The organism is Thermococcus celericrescens, from assembly GCF_001484195.1.
Taxonomy (GTDB): Archaea; Methanobacteriota_B; Thermococci; order Thermococcales; family Thermococcaceae; genus Thermococcus; species Thermococcus celericrescens.
On record NZ_LLYW01000008.1, the window covers coordinates 70,147 to 92,741 of the forward strand.

The following is a 22,595-nucleotide window of genomic DNA, read 5'->3' on the forward strand; positions in this document are numbered from 1 at the left end:
TCCTCGACCGTCAAATCCTCAGACAAAGCCACCTCAAGGAGCTTCGCCACGATTTGGCTCACGTTCTCCCAGCGCTCCTTGGCCTTCCTGTATATCTCTGGCGGTAGCGTAATGTGCAGACGCGGTGAAAGGCGCCTAGGCTTCCTCCGCTTCTGCGCTCCGGCCTGCTCCTGCTCTCCCGCATGGGAGTGTCCGGACACACCAGACGATTTTACCATGACGAAAACACCCACCAGACTTTATAAATTTTTAGCCTAAAAGCCTTGCGAATTGAACAACTTTAACCCGACACCCGTCGTAAAGTACAGAAAAGAACACCAAAAAAGCCCGCTCGTGCCTTCTTTTTGTCCAGATCCAGCAGCAACTCGGCAGCAGGACCTACGACCAGGGACGACACATGACGAAAAGAAAGTGAAAACCCACCACAACGACCTCAACCCTCGGCCTCCTCCCTCACGAGAAACAACTTTTTAGAATGTTCATCTTAAACAACCCTGGTGAATCTAATGAACCTTGAGTACTGGGTCGGGTACATAGTAGCAGGCGTAACAGTCGGAGTCACAATACACTTCCTCCAACTCCTAATGAACATATACAGCAGAATCGGAGTGGCAGAAGACAAAATAAACACCGACTTCGAAAAACGCTTCGACAGCATCGAAAAACGCTTTGACACCATAGACCAACACCTCAAAGACATAGACCAAGACATAAGAGACCTAAAAGAAAGAACCGCCAAAGTAGAACAAAACCTCCAAGATCTACCCCAACAACTTATGACCCTAATTCAAAAAGAACTCGCAGACTTCGAGAAAAGACAAATTCAAGGAGGCCGAGAACAATGACTAAACTAACACAAGAAGAAGTCCAAAGAAGAAGAGAACTCACCGAAAAACTACAAAAAGGAACACTCACCCCCGAAGAAGCCCAAGAACTCATAGAAATCCTTGAAAAAGAGAAGAAAATCGCCGAAGAAGAACGCGACTTCGCGGCACTCGTCGCAATATTCCTCCTCCTCGCACTCATCGCAATGTACCTAAACAAAAAACAATAAAACCCCCAACCCTCCACCGGAACAACCTCAAGCCTTACTCCTAACAGGCTCGCCAACTTCTAAGATTTTGATCTTGACGTACTTACCCTTCTTTATTCCATATGATTCCTGAATGACCTTTGGGATCGTGATCCTACCAGCATCCCCAACTCTGAGTTCCAATTTAATATTCACCGGCTCATATTTTATCTTCACATTCTCTTTTTTTGGTCTTGGCATACTAATATCAACCCCTGGACTCCTTCTCATCAGGCTCAAATACTATTACTTTTATAACAGAGCCATCTTTGATCCCAAGAGTATGCCTTATTTGAGATGGAATGGTTATCCTACCGTTTTTCACGACCCTAACATAAAACTCCGCCTTTCTTTTTCCCGCCATATGGATTCACCCCCATTTTTAGGTTTGAGTGTTCAGTATTATAAGATTTTAGGTTTCTTACCCCGATTTTTGGCAGATTGCCTATATAACTTGCTGGTTCTCGTCAAAATGAGGTAAAGTTTACCGAAACTAATAAATACTTACCTAACTTAGGTTAATTTCGGTAAACTTTACCTGGGTGGTGTCCATGAAGTGGAAAGACTGGACAAGACTTCCAGATGTGGACGATGTGAGGTTCAAGGCACTAAGAACCTTAGCTTTTGACGAGCAAGCAAAGGACAAGGACGTAAATGCAATTGACATTGTCTACCTACTCGACATAATCCAAACCTTCAGAACCTTGGCTCCAGCGAGGGTTATGCTATTCTTCCTCCAGAGAGACAACGAGTGGAGCACTTGGGACGCCATTTCAACATACCTACAAGAGAAATACGGCTACGCCGAAAGCACAATCAACGGTAACATCGCTCAGGCTCTAAGGAAACTCTGTGAGTTCGATGGTGATAGGTTACGACTTAGGCCTGAGGTCTATTCCAAAGCCGTTGAGATTCTGGAGAATGAGTCAGTAGCCAGGGAGTACGCCGAGCGTTTTGACAGGGTTGTAGAGGAATGGCTTGAGGCTCATGGATACTACGAGGACAGCGATGACGAAGAGGACGAGGGAGAGGTCGAGGATTCTGAGGAGGAGCGTGAGGATTCAGAGCCTTCCGTTGAGCTTGTTTTGAGGAATGGGTCTCGTGTTCGGATTGTTCTGGAGGTCGTCGTCAAGAACATTCGTTTTGAGGTGGTCTGAATGCGCGTTGTTTCGGTGTTTGAGTTGAGGGAGCTTTCCCTCAGGAAGGCCATGAAGAAGCTCGACGAAGCCGAGTGGGTCATCGACGAGGACGGCCTCTTCTACCTGGCCGACCTCTACAAGGACTTCATGCCGGCGGGAGAAATCGGGAGATTTCTCCAGAATTCTGTTACACAGCATAAGAATCCGGAGAACGAAGCAAGGACGGTGAGAGCATGAGGAAGCGCGGCAGACCACCAGTCATGAAGGCCTGGCGTGTGAGGATCCACAACAACGGCAAGAGACGAGACATCATAATCAAGGCCAAAACGCGGGAAGAAGCCGAGGAAATGGCGCGCTTCATTGTCAAGCAGAGCTTTCCTTTTTCGAACTTCTCAGTCCGCAGGTTTTACGGGAAGGTGAGAGTATGACTGAGATAAACGTTGTGTGGGTTCTCGCGAGCCAGCTCGGAGGATTTAGACATTCAGCCAACGCGTACTGGGTGCTGAGAAAATACAAGCGCCGGCCCGGCTACTCAGCCAGGTACGTGGAGAAGCACTTCTCAGGCTACACGAGTAGCAGCGAGACGGAGAAGTTCGAAAGCTTCGAAGAACTCATCCAGTTCCTGGCCGGAGAACACCCAACCCGGAAGAACTACAGCTTCAAAGTTTTCCCAGGGGAAGTTCTTGAAGCGCTTGAGTCCACCAACAGGGAAACACAGGTCTTCTGGCAGGAGGAGATTGAATACCTCAAGAAGCTCGTCGAGCCGGCATGATGGGGTGAGCCGCAATGCCGCTTCTAATCACATATTTTGAACTGGAGAGGCTCAAGGACTTCAGCCAGGCGCTTGAGAAAGTCGATGAACTGAGAACCCTTGTTCCAGTCCAGGTGGCCAACATCGAGCTCGAAGAAGAGAAGATAAAACTCGTCCTCCACGTGCCGGCCGATTCTCTCAAACTCACACGCGAGAGCTTCCCCGAGGCGGTGGTGGTAGCATGACCGAGTGGGTCGTTATCAGATACAAGTTCAATGAAATAACAAAGTGCTGGGAGTACGACGGGGTGACGATCCTCGGTTCTGATGAGCTGCTTTTGGAATATCTCCGTTCGCAGGCACACGTTGGTAGCGTGCTACATTACCGATACGAAATCACGGCCATGCTCCGGCCGGAAAGGAGGGATACTGAATGACCAACGACGGCGACAGGAGAAACCTCATCACAACCAATAGGGAGATCAGGAGGGTAAGGAGGCAGACCATAAGCGCCATTTTCAACCAGCTTCATGGATTTACTGCACACGAGGAGTTCTCAGACCTTGTCCAGGAGGCAAAAGAAAAGTACGGCATCACAAGGATCGGCGTCTTCGACGTGGACATGCTCATCTGGGACTTCAAGAACGGCCTGCCGATAGCACTCCTCGAGGTCAAAAACCGCCACCAGCTCCAGGAAGATGACGGCTACGCCATCTTTGATGAACTCCAGTACACTTTCCTTGAGGACCTCGGCAGCTACCTCGGCGTTCCCGTCTTCTACGTGGTCAAGACACGGGTTAAGTGGCTCGTCTGGAAGGTCGAGAGAGACCTCGCCGTGAGGAGAAAACTCGCCGACGGGAGGAAGATAGTTCTCCTTCCACTGGACAAGGCCGAACGCTACAACCACGGCGAGATGGTCCACCGCTTCCTAAAGAAGCTGATGGAGAGGTGAGAGAATGACCTCATTCCTTGTCCTTCTCAAGGATTCCAACGAGCCTAACCTTCACGTAATCGCCAGAATTCAGGTTAAAAACCTCTCTAATCTCGCTCGGGATAATGATACGACCCTTAACGTCAATCCGAGCAATCCACTCGACCTCTTCAGGGAGTTTCCTAAACTCCGGGAGCTCCATAAGAACTCACTCCTTCCTCATGATCCCGACCAGTTTCACCTTTACGTAGGTCTCCCCACCGCTAATATCCAGCATTCTGCGGATGTCGAGAGGGATCAGAATCCTGCCCTGCTTGTCCACTTTGGCAATGAACTCAATATCCTCGGAGATCCGCTCAAACTTCGCCATGTTCACCACCACTACATACTGCACATTGTGATATATAAGCCTTTTCTGCCAATACTGGAAAACCTTAAATACCAAAATGTGCAATATATGCACGATTTGCACAATGTCCAAAAGGTGAAGCCTATGGCTATGAAGTTCCAAGTGGCGAAAGTTCTGGAGGTCGAAATTTACGACTTCAGCGCCGTTTACGAACTCGGAGAACTTCTCGGCGTCGAAATTGTGAACGAGGAAGGAAAACCCGTCGCCGTGATACACGCCAGAGCGCCACAAGACCCAGAACAACTGGCCGATGCCATAGTCAGCACAAAACTCCACGTCGAGGACCTCACCCATCTCGTGAGGAGGTCCTGACCATGCTTTCTTTTCTTTGCAAAAATCTTTCAAAATCGTGCGAGAGGGTGAGAGAATGAGTGAGAGAGATAAGGTTTTGGAGCAAAATGTTCCGGAGTTGTCCAGCGAGATTTCGGAGAATGAAGGCGAGATAAGTGTTCCAAACGGAACGGAACAGATTGGAACATCGGAATCGGCTTCGGAACAATTTGGAGCAATTTTTAATGTAATCCAGAAAGCATTCAATCTGGAGAGACCTCGTGATGCTTTGCCTTACTATGTTCTCTGGAGGCATGGTAGGTTATCGGTTACTAAACTGAAGGAGCTGATGGAGGAGTATAACAGGGAGCTTGGTTATTCTGCGAGTTCCCTTCGTGTGGCTTTGTCCATGCTGAAGAAGGATAGGACCAACGTCCTCGAGGTGAAGGACAAGGAGCTTGGCATTACCTACTATGAGCTGAAGTCTGAGGCTATTGAAGAAATCCTGAACGTTCTTCAGGTTGAGGCTAAGCTCAGGGAGCTGGAGGAGGCCAAGGCTAAGGACCATGAGGATTTGGTGAATCTCGCTCGTGAGTTCCTCAGGGAGTTTTACAGGGATAAGGTTGAGGAGGCTTTGGCTGCTTCAAAGGATCGATTTATCGTTGTGGATTGGATGGAGTTGAATTCTATCCTACCTCAGCTGGCGGAGGCCGTTGTCGAGCGTCCTGTTGTCGCTATTAAGGCCTTCAACGATGCCTTGAGGCGGTTCATTGAGGAGGATCTGATGGTCGAGACCAGGGGTGAGTGGTCAGTTCACTTCACGAACCTCAGGGACAAGCTGAAGCCTGATGATGTTAGAGCGGAGCATGTTGGCAAGCTGGTTGAGATTAAGGGTCTTGTTACGGGGGTGAGCAATGTTCGGTCGTTTTACAGGAAGGCGGTGTTCGTGTGTTTGGATTGCGGTGCGAGGATGGCGAGGTTGCAACAGCCTCTGAAGCCTCTGGTGAGGCCGAAGAGGTGTGAGGCCTGTGGCTCGAGGAACGTTGAACTGCTCGAGGAGGAGAGTGATAAGTTGGATTTCCAGTTTTTCAAGGTGCAGGATTCGCCTGAGGATTTGGAGGGTGGTGAGCCGTCGGAGAGGCTGGCTTACGTGATTGGTCCTCAGGCTGGGATTTTGAAGGGTGGTATGAGGGTGAGGTTGAGCGCTATCGTCAGGGAGCGTGTTTACAAGAAGGATGATCTCCCGGTCTATGAGCGGGTTCTGGAGGTGAATCATGTGGAGGTTCTGGACAAGGCCATGAGTGTTGAGGAGCTGAGCGAGGAGGATTTGAGGAGGGTCAGGGAGCTGGCGAGGGTGCATGGGGATAAGCTACCTTACGTGGTGGCTTCTTCGATTGCTCCGAATCTTTACGGCCTGGAGAGGGAGAAGTTGGGTGCGGCTGTGTCTATTGTTGGTGGTGTCCCGACTCAGGCGAAGCCGAGAGGTCATATCCACCTCTTGTTCGTTGGCGATCCTGGGTGCGGTAAGACTGAGCTGTTGAGGGCCGTGGAGAGGGTTGCGCCTAAGGCGATCTTTGCCTCTGGTCCTGGGTCGAGTGGTGTTGGCCTTACGGCAACGGTCAGGAGGAACGAGGTCAGTAGGGGGGACTGGATGATCGTTGGCGGTGCTTTGGTTCTGGCGAGTGGGGGAGTGTGCCTTATTGATGAGCTGGAGAAGATGAAGGAGGATGAGAGGAAGGCTTTACACACGGCCATGGAACAACAACTTATTCCGATCAACAAGGCCGGGATTAATGTGGTCCTCAGGATTGACACGACGATCATGGCAACTGCTAACCCAAAGGGTGGGAAGTTTGACAGGAATAAGACGGTGATTGAGCAGATTGACTTTCCGCCGACGCTTCTTAATCGCTTTGACCTGGCTTTTGTTGTCCTGGATGATTACCAGGAGGGGGATGATGTCCTGGACTATGTGATGGAGGTGAATGATGCGGGAGCATCTGGTCCTATACCTGAGGACCTGCTGAGGAAGTTCTTCGTTTACGCGAGGAGTTTGAGGCCGAGGTTCTCGGCGGAGGCTAAGGAGGCCATTAAGGCTGGCTTCAAGGAGCTGAGGAGGAAGTATAAGAGCGGGAAAATCGCGCTGAATCTGCGCTATTTCAATGGCCTTATGAGGATTGCGGAGGCATTTGCTAAGCTGAGGCTGAGTGAGACGGTGGAGCCTGTTGATGTTGAGAGGGCCGTTGGCCTCTTTGAGTCTTCGATCAGGATGATTGCCTATGATCCTGAGACTGATCAGTACGATCTGGCTATCCTCGAGGTTGGGGTGCCGAGTGATGTGCTGGATCTCCAGGAGAGGGTGATTGACTTGCTAAAAGAACTCTCACCTTTGTTCCCGAATGGTGTTCCGTGGGATGCTGTAGTGAAGTCTCTGACTGATAGGGGGTATCCGCGGGAGAAGGTGGTTGTGGTCCTCAGGGACCTGGTGATGATGGGGAAGTTGACTGAGACGGAGGCCGGCCGTTATCGGCTGACTGCGTGAGGTGAGAAAGATGAGGTCTAAGACCGTCTCGGCGAGAGTTGAGCCGGAGTTTTATGAGCGGGTCAGGGCCTTGGCTGGGAGCCGTGGAGTTACTGTGAGCGACGTGGTAAGGGAGGCTTTGGAGAATGAGCTAGAAGAGGCTGGGATTCTCGAGCAGGTGAACGGCATGGAGGTTCATTATCGGAAAAGGAAACCGTGGTGGAAGTTCTGGTGAGCCGGGAGATTTCTCCCGGTTTCTCCAGTTTTTTGTTACACTGCTTAAATGGTGAAGGGTGAAAATGGGTGATTGAGGGGGAAATCCCCCGGTGAAAGGGTGAAAGTGGGTGAAATCCCCGGGTGAAACGGGGGGAAATTGGGTGAAAGGTGGTGAGACTGGTGGAGGACGCGAGCGGGAGAAGGCTTTACATCTGTCTTCGCTGTGGGAACAAGTTCTGGAGCCGTGCGAAGAAGCCGCAGTGTTCTGTGTGCAAGTCTAAGAGGGTAATGCTTTACGAGGACTTTCTGAAGCTTCCGCAGGAGAAGCAGGAGGAGATTCTGGGGAAGAGGAAGCAGGAGAGTGGAGAAAAGGTAGAGGCTGCGGGGGTGAAAGACGGTGAAACTGGGGGGAAATCGGTGAAAGAGGGTGAAGTTTCCCCCGGTGAAGGGGTGAAAATGGGTGAATCACCGGGTGAAAATGGGGGAAATAAGGTGAAAATGGGTGATTCCCCCAAAATCACCCAAAATCCCCCGGTGAAAAAGGGTGATTCACCCAAGGTCTCCCGGGTGAAATCGGGTGATAAGAAGGGTGAGAAGGTGAAGGGTGAAAGGGTGAAGCGGTTTTCTCTGCCGAGGCCTAAGCTGTCGTGGAAGGTTTACGCTGTTGGAGTTGGCCTGGCTTTTGCGTACTATCTCTATAAGGTTGGCTGGTTTGATGAGATGTTCAGGCACTTGAAGAGGCTCGGCGCGTTGAAGGATGCCAAGGAGGAGGACAAGCCGGTCGTCCGGTCGAGTCCGGTTCTTGGGAAGATTGAGAGCAACTTAAGGAGGGGTTGAAAGTGTTTGATAAGGCGAAGCTGGCCATGGCGATGGCGAACCCTGTTACTGCCGTGAAGGTGAAGAGGCTTAAAGAGTGGGTTGATTCCCTGCTGGAGGCTTTGAATGAGACTGACGTTGAACCGCCGGAGAGCGGGGACTTTCAGGATGCCATCATGACTCTCCTCGGCAAGGCGAGGGTGAAGCACGTGGAGGACAGGAATTCCCTGGTGATTGAGCTGGGGGAGGAGAGGAAGCTTAGGCTTGTGGCGAGCTTCAAGGTGGTGGGAGAGTGAGTGGGGTGCTTTTGAGGGTGGAACCAAAAGAGCCGGTTAAGCGTTTTTGTCCGCTGATAAACAGAGAATGCCTGCGCCATGAGTGCATGTGGTATCTGGCCAATGGCCGGTGTGCCATCGCGGTGATGGCGGTGAGACTGGACGACTTAACGGCGGGAGTCCCAGTTATTAGACTATTCCCGGAGTGTGAGGGGAATGAGTGAGGAGGCCGTTGCTCAAGAGGTCGTCCTGGACGAGAAGGACATCACGGCCTTGGTCGAGGACGTTGATAAGGACCTCAAGGAAGTCGAGGAGCTGCTGAATGAGGAGGAGGCCGAGGTTGAAGAGGTTGCCGGGACTTCAGGCCTGATGAGTGAGGAGGAGTTCAACGCGAGGCTGGATGAGTTCGCCGAGAAGGACCACCAGCTTACGGTCCTGGCGAACTACTACGTGAGGACGCTGGAGAGGAAGGCGAAGGAGGCAGGGGTGGATGTGGACTTTTCCATCTGGTGGGACATTGGCCGGCCGAGCTTTAACTCCGGTCTCTGGTATCTGGAGAAGGTTGAGGGTCAGGTTCTGCAGGTGAGCGGGAAGTTTGGCCTTTTAGTTGGCGCTGGGTCCCTGCTGTTCCTGACGTGGATGTATAAGAGTGCGGTGAAGAAGGCCAAGGCCGGCGGGGGAAAAGGCCAGGAGTCGAAGGAACTTCCGTCCAGGACCTCTGCGAAGGAACTTTCGAGCGAGGGGAAGAGGGAGGAGAGGCCGGTGAAGACCGAGATGGAGGCTTTGCGTGAGAGTGCTAAGCCGAAGGAGCCGGAAAAGCCTGAGAGTGAGCTTCTGGCGAAGATTCGGAAGAACCTTGGCTCTTAATCTCTTTTTCTGGAGGTGATACCTTGGCGATTCTGGACGTTGATATTCCGTCCTGGTCGATTGACCTGATTTATGGGAACACTGGGAGCGGGAAGAGCTTTTTCGCGGGGTGGCTTATTGAACAGGCTTACGAGCGGGGTCGGCGGTTCATCGTCCTGGACACGAAGGTTAAGAACCATATCGGCCTGGTTACCCTTCCAGGTGTTCGGCTCCTCAAGGTGAAGGTGGGTACTAGGTACAACTGGAGGAAGCTTATTGATTTTGACCAGGTCCTCGTGGTTCCGACGAGGGGGACGATCAGCAGGATTGGTGTGGACGGTCTCGTGGAACAGTACTACAAGCCGCTTCTGGATGAGCTGTTCAGGAGGGATCGGGATAGGATCATTGTGGTGGAGGAGGCTCATAGGTATAATCCTTCCTCCAGGAGGCCGGGGAAGGAGTTGGAGCAGTTGTTCAGGGAAGGCCGCGATGGGAAGCTTTACACGGTGGCGATTACGCAGTCCATTGCTGACTTCCCGAAGCTGCTTTTCCGGCAGGCGCAGAGGCATTTCATCTTCCAGCACTATGTGCCGAATGATGTGATTTACCTCAATCGGATGATCCCTGGGTTCAGCGAGCTGAACGACCGGCTGAGGGAGCATGATTTGATTGAGTTTATCCCGCCGAATAGGACGCGGATTATCAAGAGGGAGCTGGTAGTTAGGAGGACGAGGCATTTTGGGTGATGGCCTTGGCGAAGCTTTATCTTTTTGATGATAAGCGTTCCATCCTCCATGCGGTCCTCGGTTTTTTCAGTGCGTTCCTGTTGGGTTGGAGCCTGCTGGTCCTCGTAATCTTCACGGCCTATGAGGTCCGTGAGAATGAGAATCCAACGGCAACCCTTGGGGACGTGGTGGAGTTTCTCATTGGCTATGTTTACGGCCTGGCTTTCCTGGTCTGGCTGGCGTTAGGGTTTTATATTTGAGAGAGGAGGATAGAGAGGTGAGCGGGATGGGTGTTTACCTCGACCGCGAGGCGAAGGAGATTGTTGAGAGGGTCCGTGGCGAGCTGGTGAGGAAGCTCGGCGTGAGCGAGAAGGACGTTTCGGTCAGCATGGTCATCAAGCACCTGTATCATCAGGCCAAAAACGCGAGTTAGGCCGTTTTCTCCAGTTTCTCCACTTTTCTTCAGTTTTTAGTTACATTGCTTAAATATCCTGGGAGCTTATTCTATGGCGAGGCCGTAAGGCCTCATAAAATCAACCGCGAGGTGAGCGAGATGGATTGGAAGGAGATCTTTACGGGAGACTTTCTGGTGAACATGGTGAGCGTTATAGTTGCGCTGTTCGTCTGGGAGAAGTGGCTGAAGAAGATGCTGAAGGTCTAAAGGCGCGGCAGCGAGACCAGGGAGGTGTGAAAAGTGTATAAGGTGAAGGAAACCCTTGATGACGTTCTCACCCTGCAGGTGAAGAGCGTGGACATCCCGCGCAACGGGGTCATTGACAGCATCGCGCTTCTCGCGAGCATAACCCTCAGCAATGGTGGAGCCGCTGACGCTAACATCACGATGGAGGACGTTCTGAAGGCGATTAATGAAATCAGGGTCGTTTCTAACGGTAACGTTGTTCACTACGCACTTAAGGGGACTGACATAGCTTATATAAACATCTACGGCACTCACGGAAAGGCACTCGACCTTTCCGGCACGGTTACCGTTCCCGCGAGTGGAACCAAGAGCGTCCAGTTCCTTATCATGCTGGACGCTGGGAAGATTCATGCACTCATAAAGGATCAGCTTCAGATCAAGGTTGAGTGGAACACCAGCATAACCACCGACGTTAGCCTGAGCGATGCGAGCATAAAGATAACCCTGGACAAAGAGGTTTATGAGAACGGGGAAGAGTACGTTATGACCTATGCCGGTGCTGAATACGGCGAACTCTTCATCGAGGAGCCGAAGGTCTACGCGATTGAAAAATCCTTCAACGCGCTTGGCGAGCTTACGGAGGTCTTTGAGCTTCCGGTCGGTTCAGTCCTTAAGCGCGCGCTTCTCGTGTTCTACGACGACAGCGGAGCGAGAGCTGATATAGTCGATAAGTATGCACTCGTCAGGACGAGGCCGGCGAAGATTCAGCTTTACAAGATTGACTATGCCACCAGCCGCGAGCTGGACAAGATTCAGTACAAGCTGCCGAGCGTCCCTGACGGCATGACCATGTTCGATTACGACCAGGAGGTCGTGATAGGCGGCCTTGACCTCAGGGAGGAGAGTTCAGGAACCTTTAAGATAGCACTTAAGGCGACCGCGAGCGGAAAGGTTCGCTACATAAGCCACGAGGTTGTCCCGCAGGTTATCAGCCTCTGAGGCGATTGGGATGGCTAGGAAAAGGAAGACTCACCGCAGGACTCGCCGTTCCAGGAGGAAGAAGAGCGGCAGGAGAAAGTGACTTTTCTTTCTCTTTTAATCAGCCGGTTTGAATCAGAGGCTTAAATCAGTTTTGAGGTGGTTAAAATGGGATTCACGGCGAGTTATGTGCTACCCGGTGGACGAGTTGGGGTAAAGTACTTTTCATCCAGGGAGGAGATGGAGGCGTGGAAGCGAGCGCACCCTGGGGGGAAGCTTCTGAACATCCGTGAGAAGAAGCCGCGCAACGTTAGGGACATCCCACCCAGACCGCCATCCCCGGACGAGGTTCTCAGGCGGAAGTACGGAATTGGACTCAAGGAAATCCAGGACATCGTGAACTCTTCGAAGTCCCAGCCGGAGGCAATTGCAAAGTTGCGGAAGAGGCTGACCGGTTCGACCAAATACGACCCGAGGTATCACGAGCTTGAGGTGGTTCTCACCCAGGCGTGGGATGCGAGGGAGCACCCGTATATCCCTGATGCGAAGAAGAAGTATGAGGACACGCTGAGGAGCATGGTGGTGAGGAACACTAAGGGGTTCTATTCTGATGGGAAGAGGATCCTGCCAAAGCCTGAACCAAAGCCAATACCCACTCCTAAGCCTAGACCCGTCCTCGAAAAGCTGGAGAGGAACACTGGGGTTAAGAGCGTTCCAGAGCCTGAGCCAAAGCCGACCATCGTGGCGACGAGGGTTCCGACCAACGCCGAGCCTCACACCGTCCACACCACCGCGGTTCAGCAGGGGAGGGGGATTGACCTTAGGAAGGTCGGCCTGGGACTCCTGGGTCTCGCGGTTCTTTACTACTTCATGAGGAGGGGTTAAAATGGCAGTCCCGGCTATCGTGGCATGGAAGGAGAGGGACAACGTGGGGACGGTTCTTCAGATAGTCCTTTACTTCCTGGCGTTCGTCTTCATCATCTATATGATGTATAAGATGTTCGGAATGTTCAAGGACGCAGGGAAGCACATTGAAGACCTCGCAAAGAAGGCTGAGGACTTTGGGAATGACCTCAAAAATGACCTCGAGCAGGCGCCGGAGAAGTTTAGGCAAACCGGCGAGGACATCTGGACGATGATAACCCAGCCGGGGACTCCAGAGGGAAACGCGGCGAAGACGCGCGTTCACTATGGCGGTCCCGAGTGGGAGCCTGGAAACGCGGGAGTGGATGAGAAGGGGAATCTACACAAATACGGGGATACGGTGAAGCCTGGGGAAACGAAGACTTACGCAGGTTCTACTTATATCGAGACGGTTAAGAACACCCTCGTTAAGTCCCCTTACTCAAGCAAGCCAGTTAATGACCTCGATGCTTTGGCTATGAAGTATGGGTTCTCGACCTACGCGCAGTTCAACGCATGGCTTGAGGGGGTTAAAGCGGCTTTGAAGGCGGCAGGGAAAGACCCGAATCAGATGAGTCTCGACCAGATAGTTAAGTATGGCCGCGAGCTGGAGAGGAAAAAGGAAGAGTGGAGAAAGAAGAACCCGGACAAGGCCACTCCAAAGCTGGACGTTATGAAAGACACCAAGAGACCCTGGCTAAAGCCTCTCCCGCTTCCGGAACAGGACCAATTGATTCGCGAAGTTTACCCGAAGACGCCAGGCGGGGGAATCGTCATCGGCTACACTCCGGTAATCACCCCCAAACCAAAGCCAAAACCTGGGATTCCTCCAACCCGTCATATTCTTCCCATCAGGACGCCGATCTACGCGCGGTGAGGTGGGAGCATGAAAATAGACAGGGATACAATAGTCTAGGCGCTAATCCTCTTTGTCTTGTGGGTTGCTTTTCAAATCGAGTTTAAGAAGTTCATCGAGAGGGTGAGGTAAATGGAGGTTCCGACTGAGGTTATAGCTGCACTCAGTAGCGTTGTGCTTACCGCAATGCTCGGCGTTTATGCCAAAGTCCGGTCAAACGAACTCATGTTAAAGGACACAGTGGCTACTCTGAGGGAGCTTGAGGAGAGGATATACAACCATGAGAGAAGGATAAGCAGGCTTGAGAATGGGTGGGTGAAATGAGCGGGGTTAACCTGATTGACTTCGTGATGCCGGTGGCCACTCCAGCGCCGGAGGGTAAAAGCGAGGTAGTTAAGCGCGTCGGCGGGTTCAAGCTCTCCCTTCCAAAGAAGAAGGATATTGAACCAAAATCTCCAGCCGAACCCCAGAGGGATAGAGTTGAATGGTGGAAGCTGCTTCTCCCCATCGTGGGGATTATCATAGTGGTTAAAATCGCAACCTGGTACGCGAGGAGGTATGGAAAATGAGCGAGGTTAAGGTGAATGCCTACTTCGAGCCGGCTGATAACATACCAATCGAACTAACCGACACCGAGAGGTCTACTAACTGGGACTTTGGAACCCCAGTTAGAATTTGTGCGATTACCGCGAGTCATGGAAACGATGACTATGTAACGGTTAAAATCTATAAATTTGGGGACACCAAACCGTTCTGGGAGCATAAGTTCATGCCGGGATTGAACGGACAGGTGTTTATTCAGCCGATCCCAAAAGAGGCCGTTAGAAAAATCGTCGTCGAGGTTGAACCAAAGCCGGGTATCACAATATCGGACACGGTTTTAGTGAACATTAGCTACATCTGAGCGGTGAGGCTTATGACCTTATTAATAAAAGGCGCTGGTGGCAGTCGTGTGCTTAAACATAACTTAGTGAGCATAACACCAAGCGGAAACACGGGGTCTGGGATAATGTTTATTGAAAACGCCTCTGGAGGCACGACCTCAGGAACTATCCTTTATCTACTCGTAATTGGGGAAGGTGGTAATTATGTATCAGCTTAATACGGGTATGGTAAAGTATCATAACGAGCAGGTGGATTCATATGCAGTCCCGGTTAAATTCAGTATAGCGAACCCAAAATCAAAAACAACTTACGTAGAGGTTGAAATCATTGATGCAGGGAATTCAAACTTTACTTTTGCAGACGGGACGACGATAAAGCAGTATTCTGTGAACGCTAACTCTACGCTGGTGGTTTCGGAAGACTTACTGCCAGGGATTAACCCAGCGGGGACAATGAAGGATGCGATAACTCTCAAAGTTAGCTATTATTCAAACTCTGATTACACAGGGTTATTCGGGACGGATACAATACAATTAACTATCAATTACTATATCCAGAATGCTGACCTGACGTGGGTTAGTAGCGATTACCCGGACGACAGCGCATTTATCGTTGATTACTGGGACAATACGTGCTTTTCCACAAGTACAGGCCAGCCTGCTACCGGAAAACTCGGAAATCTCACACTTACAATGAATTCAACAAAAAAAGAGAGTGATACACAGGGTATTGTTTCATCTCTTGCACCACAACTATTACTTTCCGTGGGATGGTACCACACCAGTAAGGGTAGTAAAACTTGGAATGTAAGTGTACCTCTGTCCGGAGCTGAAGCAAACAATGTTTTCCTCGCTGGAATTATTAATTGGACTTCGAGGGACTGGTCAGGTGGGGATACTCCAACGACGAGAATATACGCTGAATTCACAGGTGCAGGTGCTTTTTATTCTACAACTACCGTCCCTTCTGTCTTTAAGTTAGTGTGGTTCCCATCAGAGTTCGAGAAACGTCTTAGATTCTACATATATATCTACTCGTCATATTCGTATAAAGTAACGGATGTTTACATACGCTATATCCTAGACGGGTTAATAGCGTTTAATCCGCTTCCGTGATTCTTTCTTTTTCTTATAATCCACGTTATATGATAAAATCTGGAGGGTTCTAAATGGCGTCGAGAGTTAATCTTAAGAGTGAGAAGACGAAAGTTAGGATGGTGGAAAAAGTGGCCACAAACATTAGGTTTAGATTCCTCTCGGGTGAGGAGGTTGCAACCGATCTCATCACTTTAATAGCCAATAAGATTCATGAAAAGCCTGAAGATGTAGCATGGTTTATCGAGGTCAAGGCAGTAATGGATAAACTTGGGACTGGTGAGTTCTCTGAGAAAACAAAACCTGAATCTCTGAAAACTTCAAAGAGTGTTCAGGCGATAATGAGCGAGGTTAGGAAGTCCTACAAGAAGTTTAAGCGGATTGAAGCCAAAATGAAAAAGGCCGGACTGGTGTGATTCATGCCGAGGAGTAAAATCAGGACGGTATTTGATACTTCTATTTTAGTGAGCGCTCTTAAATCCCGCTCCCCCTCAAGGAGTCCAGCTTGGTTCTGTCTTACTTGTCTTAGAGAAAAGGTTCTTGAGAACTACGTTTCCAGTGAGGTCATTGAGGAAATGAAGTTCACCCTCGCTTTTATTGCCATGGAAGTAGCTTCAAAAACAAACCGGAAAGGTGTCTTGGCTCTTGCGGATGAACTTATCAGAATCATACAACAGAATTCTAAGAAAATCAAGCCTAAGGTGGACTTCTCAAAGGATCAGTCAATAATCAGGATTATTAAGGATGAGTCGGATATTAAATTCCTCAATGTTGTTTACTCGGCAAAGGCGAAGTTTCTCCTCACTCAGAACACCGGCCACTTTGGAAATTTTGTTGTATCGGGAGGTAAGACAGGGAAGGCCAAGATACGGCAACATTACTTCAATGTTATGACTGCGAGGGAATTCCAGAGTTATTTAAGCTCAGCATATCCTAAGACTGCGGAGAAGTGTAAGAAAAAGAGGAAGAAGGCTTAGCTGAAGAAGGCGAACATTCACCTTAAAGTTCCAAAATCCCCAGCTCTTCTTTCAGCGTATCAACCATATAATAGTAGATCCTCACCGCGTTCCTGACGTTCCAGCGATAATTCCTGCCTCCAACCGTCTTTGGCGCTCTTCCCTGGAGGAATTCTATCAAGTGAAAAGCATCAGCCGGCGGGTTTGGGACGATGCTCATCACGTTGTCGTTCATGAAGTTCTGCCAGAACTTCCTCAGCAAGGCGAGGTCCTTCACCTTTCTATAATCCCTGAAAAGCTTGTGTTTGTCGGAATTATCGGCCGTCAGTTTATAGCCTGTGCGCCTGAACCACTCCAGCTCTCTAACTAGCTCCACAGGGAACACCGCTACGTATCCCCTCTTAGTTCCATGCCTCCGGGTCCTCAGTTTGACCCTCTCCATGTCGTAAACCGCTATCTTTTCTCGCCACTCTTCTGGCAGGCCAAATGCCTTGAAGGTTTCATCCACAACCCTTGGATCGAACTGGTTCATCAGCTCCCTAACCTCATCACCGCGAAGGCCTGTAAAGGCAAGAAGCTTGAGGTAAAGTTTTCGCGCTCTTAGAATAGTCTCATTCTTCCCCTTCAGCTGGCTGAACATCTCCCTGATGTCCTCGACGGTTATCACCTTGGCCGACTCAGCTCTCGCGTTGGTCTTGATGTTTGGGATGACAGCCTTGAAGTCAATGGCCTCGCTCTTTCTGATCCTTCCTGTATCTACCAAGAAGTTTATGTAGCTCCTTATCGCAAGGTAGGCGTGACGGTTGGGATTGCCTTTCTTTGTTGGAGGTATTGACTCAATTATCCTCCTTAGCTCTTCTGGAGTGTTGGCCTTCTTCCCCCAGAGGTATTTGTCCAGCAGAGGAATATACTTCTTGGCCATGCTCGGCGTGCGCCTCTTCACCCATTCAGCGTACTTCTGTCTATCACGACCGTAGTGGATCTTGGCCGTTGAGTCCACCAAAGCCTTTCTTGTAAAAACGTTATCGGTGTTTGGCTCTTCTTTGTTGTCATTCTGACTGGAGAGGCCTTCATTTGGCGAAAGAAGAGCATCTTGAGTCCACCGCCTTTGACCAGGCTCGGCAACCCCCGCACCGTGGCAGAGTGTATAAACCGTCGAAAACTTATAAACTTAACTAACACCACGAACCAGTTCAAGCAAAGACCTGACTACCGGCAACTCAAGAAAGAGGAACACTCCAAACGCCATCAGGAGAAGGTACTTTGATACGAAAACACTCGCTTGGAGAATCAGTGCGGCAATGAGGGGGAGATAAACATGGGGAGAGATCCCAAGCAAGCTCTTTGAGTAATAAACCACGCCGGCAAGGATGGTCGCATACGCCAATAAAAGACCCCCCATCACACCCACAGACCCCATAACGGGCACCAGAAGGAGCCATGAAACGAGAGCCACCCCCGCTCCAAGGAGAGAAACCAGGGTCCCGCGTTTTACGTAGGCAGTGGAGTTGAGGGCCACTATACTTGGGTTGTACGCCACATAAATTTCAATGGCCATCAGGGCCAGGTAGAAAGATGGGCCGATTTCAAATCCAAAGACCGCTGACAGAATTTCCCTGCCGAAAATCATGAGGATGAAAACCAGACTCCCAGTGATTAACACTATAAACTCCGTAACCTTCTCCGCCAGGTTTTTAACGTATCCGCTCTCGGCCCGACCGTGTTTATACGAGAACATTGGCATTATCGCGGACTGAAGAACCTGGGGGATGTACGTCAGCAAAAAAACTGCGGAGAGAACAGCGGACACTTCTCCAGCAGCCTCAGACCCAAGAAGACGCTCGCTCATGAAGTAGGGCCCCTGAACCAGAAAGACCCCCGACAGGGTTCCCAAGAAAGCGAAAGAGGAATACGTAACCATCAGCCTGAGGTATTCCCAGCGAGGCCGTACCACAAAGCCAGCGACCCATAGGTACACGGCGGAGACAAAGGCTATAACGCCCAGGAAAACCAGGTATGGCGCAAAGACATCGGGAACAAGGAATCCTAAGGCAAATCCAATGAAGGAGACCACTATCACATACGCGTAGTGCTCCCCCCGGTGAATCCCGTACAGGAAGCTCCGAAAGGTCAGCTGAACAGCGCGGAAGACAGCCAGCAGGGAAAGGTACATGTTGAGCGGAAGGAGCAACAATCCAATAACGGGCATCAAAAACGCGGGCAGGGTAATGGAACGCACGGCATCTATGTCATCCCTCCCAAGGAACTCCGAGGAATACTTACCGAGGGCCACTGCAAAAAAGCTCAGCGGTATTGCCACAAAAAACGCCTTTGAGATGAGTGAATTGGCCGTTCCGAGAACGTCCACGCCAAATCGTCTGGCTATTATTACACTATACAGGAACCTGCTGAGGCCCGTTATTCCAAGGGCAACTATGGAAGCCAGGGAGTGACGTAGCAGGACCCTACGTTCATAGCTCATGGAAATAATAAACAGGTGCCGGATTTTAACCTTTGTGGAATCCCAGCGCAAAGCCTCCAGCGAAAGCGGCGGTACCGGGCAGGAGAGCTATGAACTTCTGGCTCGCGGTCATTATTTCGTGCGTCCAGTCGCCAACGAGATTGAAGAGTCTGTCCTTATCGATTATGAGAACACCCTTCTGTTCAAGCCACAGCAAACTGGCAACGTAGGCACCGATGAGAGCAAGTGCCAGCTTCATCATTTTTTTGACGGCGTAGCCGGTTACAAACCCAACCACCGCCCCAACTCCCATGTCGCCCATCATAGCGTTCAGGTCGAACTCCATTCTACCACCCTAAAATCCTTGCACTTCATCGGATAAAAACTTGTTGCCAAAACGTTTAAATTAAACGGAGCCAAAATATTTACAGATCATAAAAGTCGGGTGAGAGCATGACAACCCCCATGGAAAGGCTCAAGAACAAGATAACTAAAGAGGTTCTCTGGCTGTACATACTCCGGCTACTGCGGGAGAGGCCCATGTACGCCTACGAACTGAAAGAGAGGATAAGGGAGGCGTTCAACTTCGAGCCCGCGACCGTCAGCTCATACGTTGTCCTCTACAAGCTCGAGAAAGATGGGTACGTTACCGCGGAGTGGCAGGAGAGCCAGACGGGAAAACCCTCCAGGAAGTACTACAAGCTCACCCCTGAGGGAGAGAGGCTCCTTGAGGATGGAATAGATTTTCTTGAGGACATGGTTGAGAAGCTGAAAGGTGCCTGAAGGGGGCAACCTCGCCCGCAAATAATTTTTGCGTTTCTGCACGGTCTTCCAGAAAAGCATAGAATTGAGAAGCATAGAAATAGGGAAGCAAAAGATTGGGACTTCAGCGTCCCATTCCACCGCGCGGCTCTCTCGCCTTCGGGCGGAGACCCTTGTAGCCGCACTTCCTGCACTTCTTGGCCTTCCACGGGTTAGTGGCACCGCAGCGCATGCACACGTACTTCCTAAAGATTCTGGCCTCAGCCTCGGGGAATCTCGCCATCGTGATCACCTCATGATCTTAAACCGTCTTCACCTACACGACTCGGCTTTTAAAGCTTTGGTGCGGGGGACGGGATTCGAACCCGCGTAGCCCTTCGGCAGCGGATCTTAAGTCCGCCCCCTTTGGCCAGGCTCGGGCACCCCCGCGCGAGGGAGTGTAAAGCGAGGGGCGTTAAAAATCTTCCCCTCAGGTCCTGATAATCCTCATCTCGAAGTCCTCGACCGGAACCTTGAAGTCCTCCCTGCTCTCGATCTCCTTCCTGTTGTAGAGTATCTCCCTCGCGAGGATCCAGTAGATGAGAGCAAGGGCCTTCCTACCCTTGTTGTTGGTCGGGATCGCAACGTCAACGTAGCTGAGGAAGTTCTCAGTGTCGACGAGGGCCACTATCGGTATGCCGATCTCGATGGCCTCCTTCATGGCCTGGTGGTCGGCCCTCGGGTCGGTGACTATGAGGACGTCCGGCTCCATGAAGTTCTTGACCTGCGGGTTGGTCATGGTTCCCGGGAGGAAACGGCCGGGTATCGAGCGGACACCGGTAACGTCACCGAACTTCTTGACCGGCTTCTGGCCGTAGAGCCTGACGCTGACGGCGAGAATGTTCTCGGGGTCGAACTTGGCGAGGAACTTGCCAGCAACGCGGAGCCTCTCGTCGGTCTTCCTGACGTCAAGCACGTAGAGGCCGTCCTGCCTGACACGGTAAATAAACCTCTTCATGTCCTGGGTCTTCTGCTGGGTTCCGATGTGGACACCGGCAGCAAGGTACTGGTCGAGTGGAACGAGGTATTCCTCCATTCTTCACACCTCCTCATCCTTCAAAGGTTATTATCCTACCCCTTTCACCCAAATCTTCGGCTATGCGAATAAGCTCGTTCAGCTTGGCGATGGAATCCCTGCGGAGCACCATCGCCGGACAGCGAAGGCCCACGGCAACGTGGGCCAGGGCCTCGTCGGAGGACTCGTAGCGAGCCTCCGCGAGGATGGGGGTTATCCTCTCCGACTTCGCGTCGTTCACGAGGTTGTATAAGTCGGTGAGCGTGCCTAGGTTTATCGGCTTTATCGACAGGGCGTTGTAGTAGCGCCTGTCCAGTATGTCCTTCTCGCGGAAGAGGTGCTCGCCGTCAACGAACACCTCGTGGGTGCCAGCGATTAGCTCGAGGAACAGCCCCTCATCGCCGAGGGGCTTTATGTAGGCCACGTTGTTGTCCTCGACTACGGAGAGCACTTCCTCCATATCCATTGGAACCCTCTGCACGAGGCCGAGGGCAACCTCGAGGCCGAGTTCGTCGGTTGCTTTCTCGGTGGCCTTCGAGAAGGCCTCCACAGTACCGGCCTCTGCATGTTCAAGGACCTTGTTAACCGCATCGACGACGTCGGTTATCTCCATGAGGTCCCTGACCATGACGTAGTAGTCGAAGGCCTCACCGCTCGCAATCTCAAGGATTGGAACCGGAAGCTCGGTGGTGAAGGTTCCGCCGATGTAGTTGTAGAGGGGCATCCTCTTGACGCTTGCGGCCGCTTTGGCGACCGCTATTGAGACCGCCAGCGCGGTGTTTGCCCCGATGTGGCTGAAGTTCTCGGTGCCGTCTATCTCCCAGAGGTAGCTGTCTATGAGCTCCTGCTCGCTCGAGTCGAATCCTATGAGTTCCGGCCCGATTATCTCGTCGACCTCGCTCACAGCGCGGTGAGCCTCTGCTATGTAGAGGCTCGGGTTCTCGTCCACGGGCGCGGCAAAGCGGCCGAAGCCAGAGCTCGTCACAACGTCTACTTCAACGGAGTATCTGCCACCCTTGAGCACCGCAACCCTGCCGATCACGTTCTCTATCACGGTCATCTCTCATCAGCTCGGCCTTATTACGGTGAGCGGGATTATTCCTTTCTCAAACTCGAGCATCGCGGCGTCGAGCGGCGTGATTCCTTCTGGGACGTCGATGAGTATGGGCGCACCCATCGCTATCTGGAGGGCCCTTGCTCCGATGATACGGGCCTTCTCAAAGCGGGTATACTTAAACATGACTACCACCCCTGCCTTCCACATTCCGCATCAAACATCCATTGCAAACATTTGGTGGGGCCGCCGGGATTTGAACCCGGGTCTCCGGCACCCCAAGCCGGGAGGATAGACCAAGCTACCCCACGGCCCCCCAAGAAGTGCGGTTTTTAATACACCCTGTACTTCATGGCGCTATCCACGAGCTCGACGTGGCTGAGGAGGGTCCTCCTGCAGCAGTATCTTTCGATCCCGAGGTCGTCGAGCACCCTCTCGGGATCCTCGCCCTTCTCAACGCGGGCCTTAAACTCGTAGTATTTGTCTCCTATGACCTTTCCACACGTGAAGCACCTGACGGGGACTATCACCCGTATCACCTTCTCGAATGAATATTAAAGGAAAGCCATCAGCGGTAGGACTTCTGCCTCTTGGCGCGCGGACCCTTGGTTGAGCGGTTGGGCTTGTGCATCTCGGTTCTCCTGCTGTCGCCGACGAGCATGGTCCTGTCGTACTTCATGAACTTGTCCTTGAGGTTCATGTCATTGGTCCACTCGACGAGAGCCCTGGCTATGGCAACCCTAGCGGCCTCGGCCTGTCCCATGAAGCCTCCGCCCTCGACCTTGACGTCTATGTCAACCTTGCCAACTATCTCCTCTCCGGCGAGGACGAGCGGCTCCATGATGGTGAAGCGCGCTATCTCCGGCTCGATTATCTCAACCGGCTTGTGGTTGATCCTGACGCGACCCTTTCCTTCCCTGATGGTGGCCCTCGCGATGGCCGTCTTCCTCTTACCAGCAGTCTGGATGACCTTCATCTTCTC

General features: G+C 51.5%; 42 protein-coding genes and 2 tRNA genes. 29 read left to right on the plus strand and 15 right to left on the minus strand.

Annotation, left to right across the window (positions count from 1 at the left end):
• Nucleotides 1-506: 506 nt before the first annotated feature.
• Both APY94_RS02875 and APY94_RS02880 read left to right on the plus strand, forming a co-directional pair.
• Complete coding sequence (locus APY94_RS02875) at nt 507-845, plus strand: hypothetical protein (protein WP_058938208.1); 339 nt, start codon at nt 507-509, stop codon at nt 843-845.
• Nucleotides 842-1,054 carry a hypothetical protein gene (locus APY94_RS02880; RefSeq protein ID WP_058938209.1) on the plus strand — a complete coding sequence of 71 codons (213 nt, stop codon included), beginning with the start codon at nt 842-844 and terminating at the stop codon, nt 1,052-1,054. The genes APY94_RS02875 and APY94_RS02880 overlap by 4 nt, the downstream gene beginning before the upstream one ends.
• Before the next feature lie 27 nt (nt 1,055-1,081).
• On the opposite strand, the gene APY94_RS02885 is transcribed toward APY94_RS02880, so the two are convergent.
• Both APY94_RS02885 and APY94_RS12865 read right to left on the minus strand, forming a co-directional pair.
• Nucleotides 1,082-1,303 carry a hypothetical protein gene (locus APY94_RS02885; RefSeq protein WP_157065449.1) on the minus strand — a complete coding sequence of 74 codons (222 nt, stop codon included), beginning with the start codon at nt 1,301-1,303 and terminating at the stop codon, nt 1,082-1,084.
• Complete coding sequence (locus APY94_RS12865; protein ID WP_083500599.1) at nt 1,281-1,436, minus strand: AbrB/MazE/SpoVT family DNA-binding domain-containing protein; 156 nt, start codon at nt 1,434-1,436, stop codon at nt 1,281-1,283. The genes APY94_RS02885 and APY94_RS12865 overlap by 23 nt, the downstream gene beginning before the upstream one ends.
• Nucleotides 1,437-1,623: 187 nt before the next feature.
• On the opposite strand from APY94_RS12865, the gene APY94_RS02890 reads away from it, so the two are divergent.
• The 7 genes from APY94_RS02890 to APY94_RS02920 are packed head-to-tail and all read left to right on the plus strand — an operon-like array spanning nt 1,624 to nt 3,913.
• On the plus strand, nt 1,624-2,229 hold the full coding sequence (locus APY94_RS02890) for a hypothetical protein (RefSeq protein WP_058938211.1): 606 nt from the start codon (nt 1,624-1,626) through the stop codon (nt 2,227-2,229).
• A complete protein-coding gene (locus APY94_RS02895; RefSeq protein ID WP_058938212.1) occupies nt 2,230-2,448 on the plus strand; it encodes a hypothetical protein in 219 nt (72 codons plus the stop codon).
• Entirely contained in the window at nt 2,445-2,639 is a 195-nt protein-coding gene (locus APY94_RS02900) for a hypothetical protein (protein WP_058938213.1), read from the plus strand. Before APY94_RS02895 ends, APY94_RS02900 begins: the two co-directional genes overlap by 4 nt.
• The gene (locus tag APY94_RS02905; RefSeq protein ID WP_058938214.1) at nt 2,636-2,983 is read left to right on the plus strand and encodes a hypothetical protein; all 348 of its coding nucleotides are present in this window, start codon (nt 2,636-2,638) and stop codon (nt 2,981-2,983) included. Before APY94_RS02900 ends, APY94_RS02905 begins: the two co-directional genes overlap by 4 nt.
• Nucleotides 2,984-2,997: 14 nt before the next feature.
• Nucleotides 2,998-3,207, plus strand: coding sequence for a hypothetical protein (locus APY94_RS02910; protein WP_058938215.1), 210 nt, complete (start codon nt 2,998-3,000; stop codon nt 3,205-3,207).
• Nucleotides 3,204-3,398 carry a hypothetical protein gene (locus APY94_RS02915; RefSeq protein ID WP_058938216.1) on the plus strand — a complete coding sequence of 65 codons (195 nt, stop codon included), beginning with the start codon at nt 3,204-3,206 and terminating at the stop codon, nt 3,396-3,398. Before APY94_RS02910 ends, APY94_RS02915 begins: the two co-directional genes overlap by 4 nt.
• On the plus strand, nt 3,395-3,913 hold the full coding sequence (locus APY94_RS02920; RefSeq protein WP_058938217.1) for a hypothetical protein: 519 nt from the start codon (nt 3,395-3,397) through the stop codon (nt 3,911-3,913). Before APY94_RS02915 ends, APY94_RS02920 begins: the two co-directional genes overlap by 4 nt.
• A 10-nt stretch (nt 3,914-3,923) precedes the next feature.
• Here the strand turns inward: APY94_RS02920 and APY94_RS12870 are convergent, their stop codons facing one another.
• Nucleotides 3,924-4,094, minus strand: a complete 171-nt coding sequence (locus APY94_RS12870) for an AbrB/MazE/SpoVT family DNA-binding domain-containing protein (protein ID WP_083500600.1) — start codon at nt 4,092-4,094, stop codon at nt 3,924-3,926.
• A 6-nt stretch (nt 4,095-4,100) separates the two neighbouring features.
• Entirely contained in the window at nt 4,101-4,271 is a 171-nt protein-coding gene (locus tag APY94_RS13125; protein ID WP_157065450.1) for a hypothetical protein, read from the minus strand.
• A gap of 114 nt (nt 4,272-4,385) precedes the next feature.
• On the opposite strand from APY94_RS13125, the gene APY94_RS02925 reads away from it, so the two are divergent.
• The 19 genes from APY94_RS02925 (at nt 4,386) to APY94_RS03010 (ending at nt 16,303) form a co-directional block, all read left to right on the plus strand.
• Nucleotides 4,386-4,613 carry a hypothetical protein gene (locus APY94_RS02925; protein ID WP_058938218.1) on the plus strand — a complete coding sequence of 76 codons (228 nt, stop codon included), beginning with the start codon at nt 4,386-4,388 and terminating at the stop codon, nt 4,611-4,613.
• Between the two features lie 55 nt (nt 4,614-4,668).
• Nucleotides 4,669-7,113 carry an AAA family ATPase gene (locus APY94_RS02930; RefSeq protein ID WP_058938219.1) on the plus strand — a complete coding sequence of 815 codons (2,445 nt, stop codon included), beginning with the start codon at nt 4,669-4,671 and terminating at the stop codon, nt 7,111-7,113.
• Nucleotides 7,114-7,123: 10 nt separating this feature from the next.
• Nucleotides 7,124-7,327, plus strand: coding sequence for a ribbon-helix-helix protein, CopG family (locus tag APY94_RS02935; protein ID WP_058938220.1), 204 nt, complete (start codon nt 7,124-7,126; stop codon nt 7,325-7,327).
• A gap of 152 nt (nt 7,328-7,479) precedes the next feature.
• Nucleotides 7,480-8,145, plus strand: a complete 666-nt coding sequence (locus APY94_RS02940) for a hypothetical protein (RefSeq protein WP_245610393.1) — start codon at nt 7,480-7,482, stop codon at nt 8,143-8,145.
• A gap of 2 nt (nt 8,146-8,147) precedes the next feature.
• Complete coding sequence (locus APY94_RS02945; RefSeq protein ID WP_058938222.1) at nt 8,148-8,420, plus strand: hypothetical protein; 273 nt, start codon at nt 8,148-8,150, stop codon at nt 8,418-8,420.
• Between the two features lie 195 nt (nt 8,421-8,615).
• On the plus strand, nt 8,616-9,266 hold the full coding sequence (locus APY94_RS02955; RefSeq protein WP_058938224.1) for a hypothetical protein: 651 nt from the start codon (nt 8,616-8,618) through the stop codon (nt 9,264-9,266).
• 23 nt (nt 9,267-9,289) lie between these two features.
• Nucleotides 9,290-9,991 (plus strand): helicase HerA domain-containing protein, encoded by a 702-nt coding sequence (locus tag APY94_RS02960; protein ID WP_058938225.1) that lies wholly within the window; start codon nt 9,290-9,292, stop codon nt 9,989-9,991.
• The gene (locus APY94_RS02965; protein ID WP_058938226.1) at nt 9,991-10,230 is read left to right on the plus strand and encodes a hypothetical protein; all 240 of its coding nucleotides are present in this window, start codon (nt 9,991-9,993) and stop codon (nt 10,228-10,230) included. Before APY94_RS02960 ends, APY94_RS02965 begins: the two co-directional genes overlap by 1 nt.
• Before the next feature lie 17 nt (nt 10,231-10,247).
• Nucleotides 10,248-10,403: a hypothetical protein gene (locus tag APY94_RS13320; RefSeq protein WP_169791797.1), complete on the plus strand. Its 156-nt coding sequence runs from the start codon at nt 10,248-10,250 to the stop codon at nt 10,401-10,403.
• Nucleotides 10,404-10,664: 261 nt separating this feature from the next.
• Nucleotides 10,665-11,609: a hypothetical protein gene (locus APY94_RS02970; protein WP_058938227.1), complete on the plus strand. Its 945-nt coding sequence runs from the start codon at nt 10,665-10,667 to the stop codon at nt 11,607-11,609.
• 147 nt (nt 11,610-11,756) lie between these two features.
• Entirely contained in the window at nt 11,757-12,473 is a 717-nt protein-coding gene (locus tag APY94_RS02975) for a hypothetical protein (RefSeq protein WP_058938228.1), read from the plus strand.
• Nucleotide 12,474: 1 nt separating this feature from the next.
• Nucleotides 12,475-13,368 (plus strand): hypothetical protein, encoded by an 894-nt coding sequence (locus tag APY94_RS02980; RefSeq protein ID WP_058938229.1) that lies wholly within the window; start codon nt 12,475-12,477, stop codon nt 13,366-13,368.
• A gap of 111 nt (nt 13,369-13,479) precedes the next feature.
• Nucleotides 13,480-13,671: a hypothetical protein gene (locus APY94_RS02985; protein WP_058938230.1), complete on the plus strand. Its 192-nt coding sequence runs from the start codon at nt 13,480-13,482 to the stop codon at nt 13,669-13,671.
• A complete protein-coding gene (locus APY94_RS02990) occupies nt 13,668-13,916 on the plus strand; it encodes a hypothetical protein (protein ID WP_058938231.1) in 249 nt (82 codons plus the stop codon). Before APY94_RS02985 ends, APY94_RS02990 begins: the two co-directional genes overlap by 4 nt.
• The gene (locus APY94_RS02995; protein ID WP_058938232.1) at nt 13,913-14,251 is read left to right on the plus strand and encodes a hypothetical protein; all 339 of its coding nucleotides are present in this window, start codon (nt 13,913-13,915) and stop codon (nt 14,249-14,251) included. The genes APY94_RS02990 and APY94_RS02995 overlap by 4 nt, the downstream gene beginning before the upstream one ends.
• Nucleotides 14,252-14,254: 3 nt before the next feature.
• A complete protein-coding gene (locus APY94_RS13130; RefSeq protein WP_157065451.1) occupies nt 14,255-14,449 on the plus strand; it encodes a hypothetical protein in 195 nt (64 codons plus the stop codon).
• Nucleotides 14,436-15,347 (plus strand): hypothetical protein, encoded by a 912-nt coding sequence (locus tag APY94_RS03000; protein ID WP_058938233.1) that lies wholly within the window; start codon nt 14,436-14,438, stop codon nt 15,345-15,347. Before APY94_RS13130 ends, APY94_RS03000 begins: the two co-directional genes overlap by 14 nt.
• A gap of 53 nt (nt 15,348-15,400) precedes the next feature.
• Nucleotides 15,401-15,742: a hypothetical protein gene (locus APY94_RS03005; RefSeq protein WP_058938234.1), complete on the plus strand. Its 342-nt coding sequence runs from the start codon at nt 15,401-15,403 to the stop codon at nt 15,740-15,742.
• A 3-nt stretch (nt 15,743-15,745) separates the two neighbouring features.
• A complete protein-coding gene (locus APY94_RS03010) occupies nt 15,746-16,303 on the plus strand; it encodes a putative toxin-antitoxin system toxin component, PIN family (protein ID WP_058938235.1) in 558 nt (185 codons plus the stop codon).
• 22 nt (nt 16,304-16,325) lie between these two features.
• Here the strand turns inward: APY94_RS03010 and APY94_RS12875 are convergent, their stop codons facing one another.
• From APY94_RS12875 to APY94_RS03025, 3 genes are all read right to left on the minus strand, one after another.
• Entirely contained in the window at nt 16,326-17,282 is a 957-nt protein-coding gene (locus APY94_RS12875; protein ID WP_157065453.1) for an integrase, read from the minus strand.
• A gap of 171 nt (nt 17,283-17,453) precedes the next feature.
• Nucleotides 17,454-18,764, minus strand: coding sequence for a lipopolysaccharide biosynthesis protein (locus tag APY94_RS03020; protein ID WP_058938236.1), 1,311 nt, complete (start codon nt 18,762-18,764; stop codon nt 17,454-17,456).
• Between the two features lie 25 nt (nt 18,765-18,789).
• On the minus strand, nt 18,790-19,089 hold the full coding sequence (locus tag APY94_RS03025; protein WP_058938237.1) for an FUN14 domain-containing protein: 300 nt from the start codon (nt 19,087-19,089) through the stop codon (nt 18,790-18,792).
• 107 nt (nt 19,090-19,196) lie between these two features.
• Between APY94_RS03025 and APY94_RS03030 the strand changes: the two genes are divergently transcribed.
• On the plus strand, nt 19,197-19,526 hold the full coding sequence (locus APY94_RS03030) for a PadR family transcriptional regulator (protein ID WP_058938238.1): 330 nt from the start codon (nt 19,197-19,199) through the stop codon (nt 19,524-19,526).
• A 103-nt stretch (nt 19,527-19,629) separates the two neighbouring features.
• Here the strand turns inward: APY94_RS03030 and APY94_RS03035 are convergent, their stop codons facing one another.
• From APY94_RS03035 to APY94_RS03070, 8 genes are all read right to left on the minus strand, one after another.
• Nucleotides 19,630-19,788, minus strand: a complete 159-nt coding sequence (locus APY94_RS03035) for a 50S ribosomal protein L40e (protein WP_014012517.1) — start codon at nt 19,786-19,788, stop codon at nt 19,630-19,632.
• 58 nt (nt 19,789-19,846) lie between these two features.
• Nucleotides 19,847-19,934: transfer RNA gene (locus APY94_RS03040), tRNA-Leu, on the minus strand.
• Between the two features lie 40 nt (nt 19,935-19,974).
• Nucleotides 19,975-20,580 carry a 30S ribosomal protein S2 gene (rpsB, locus tag APY94_RS03045; RefSeq protein ID WP_058938239.1) on the minus strand — a complete coding sequence of 202 codons (606 nt, stop codon included), beginning with the start codon at nt 20,578-20,580 and terminating at the stop codon, nt 19,975-19,977.
• Nucleotides 20,581-20,593: 13 nt separating this feature from the next.
• Nucleotides 20,594-21,619: a hypothetical protein gene (locus tag APY94_RS03050; RefSeq protein WP_058938240.1), complete on the minus strand. Its 1,026-nt coding sequence runs from the start codon at nt 21,617-21,619 to the stop codon at nt 20,594-20,596.
• A 6-nt stretch (nt 21,620-21,625) separates the two neighbouring features.
• Entirely contained in the window at nt 21,626-21,799 is a 174-nt protein-coding gene (locus APY94_RS03055; protein WP_014012520.1) for a DNA-directed RNA polymerase subunit K, read from the minus strand.
• A gap of 52 nt (nt 21,800-21,851) precedes the next feature.
• Nucleotides 21,852-21,929 (minus strand) — tRNA-Pro (locus APY94_RS03060).
• Nucleotides 21,930-21,945: 16 nt separating this feature from the next.
• Nucleotides 21,946-22,143, minus strand: coding sequence for a DNA-directed RNA polymerase subunit N (locus APY94_RS03065; RefSeq protein ID WP_014012521.1), 198 nt, complete (start codon nt 22,141-22,143; stop codon nt 21,946-21,948).
• 38 nt (nt 22,144-22,181) lie between these two features.
• Nucleotides 22,182-22,589: a 30S ribosomal protein S9 gene (locus tag APY94_RS03070; protein WP_058938241.1), complete on the minus strand. Its 408-nt coding sequence runs from the start codon at nt 22,587-22,589 to the stop codon at nt 22,182-22,184.
• Nucleotides 22,590-22,595 lie beyond the last annotated feature (6 nt).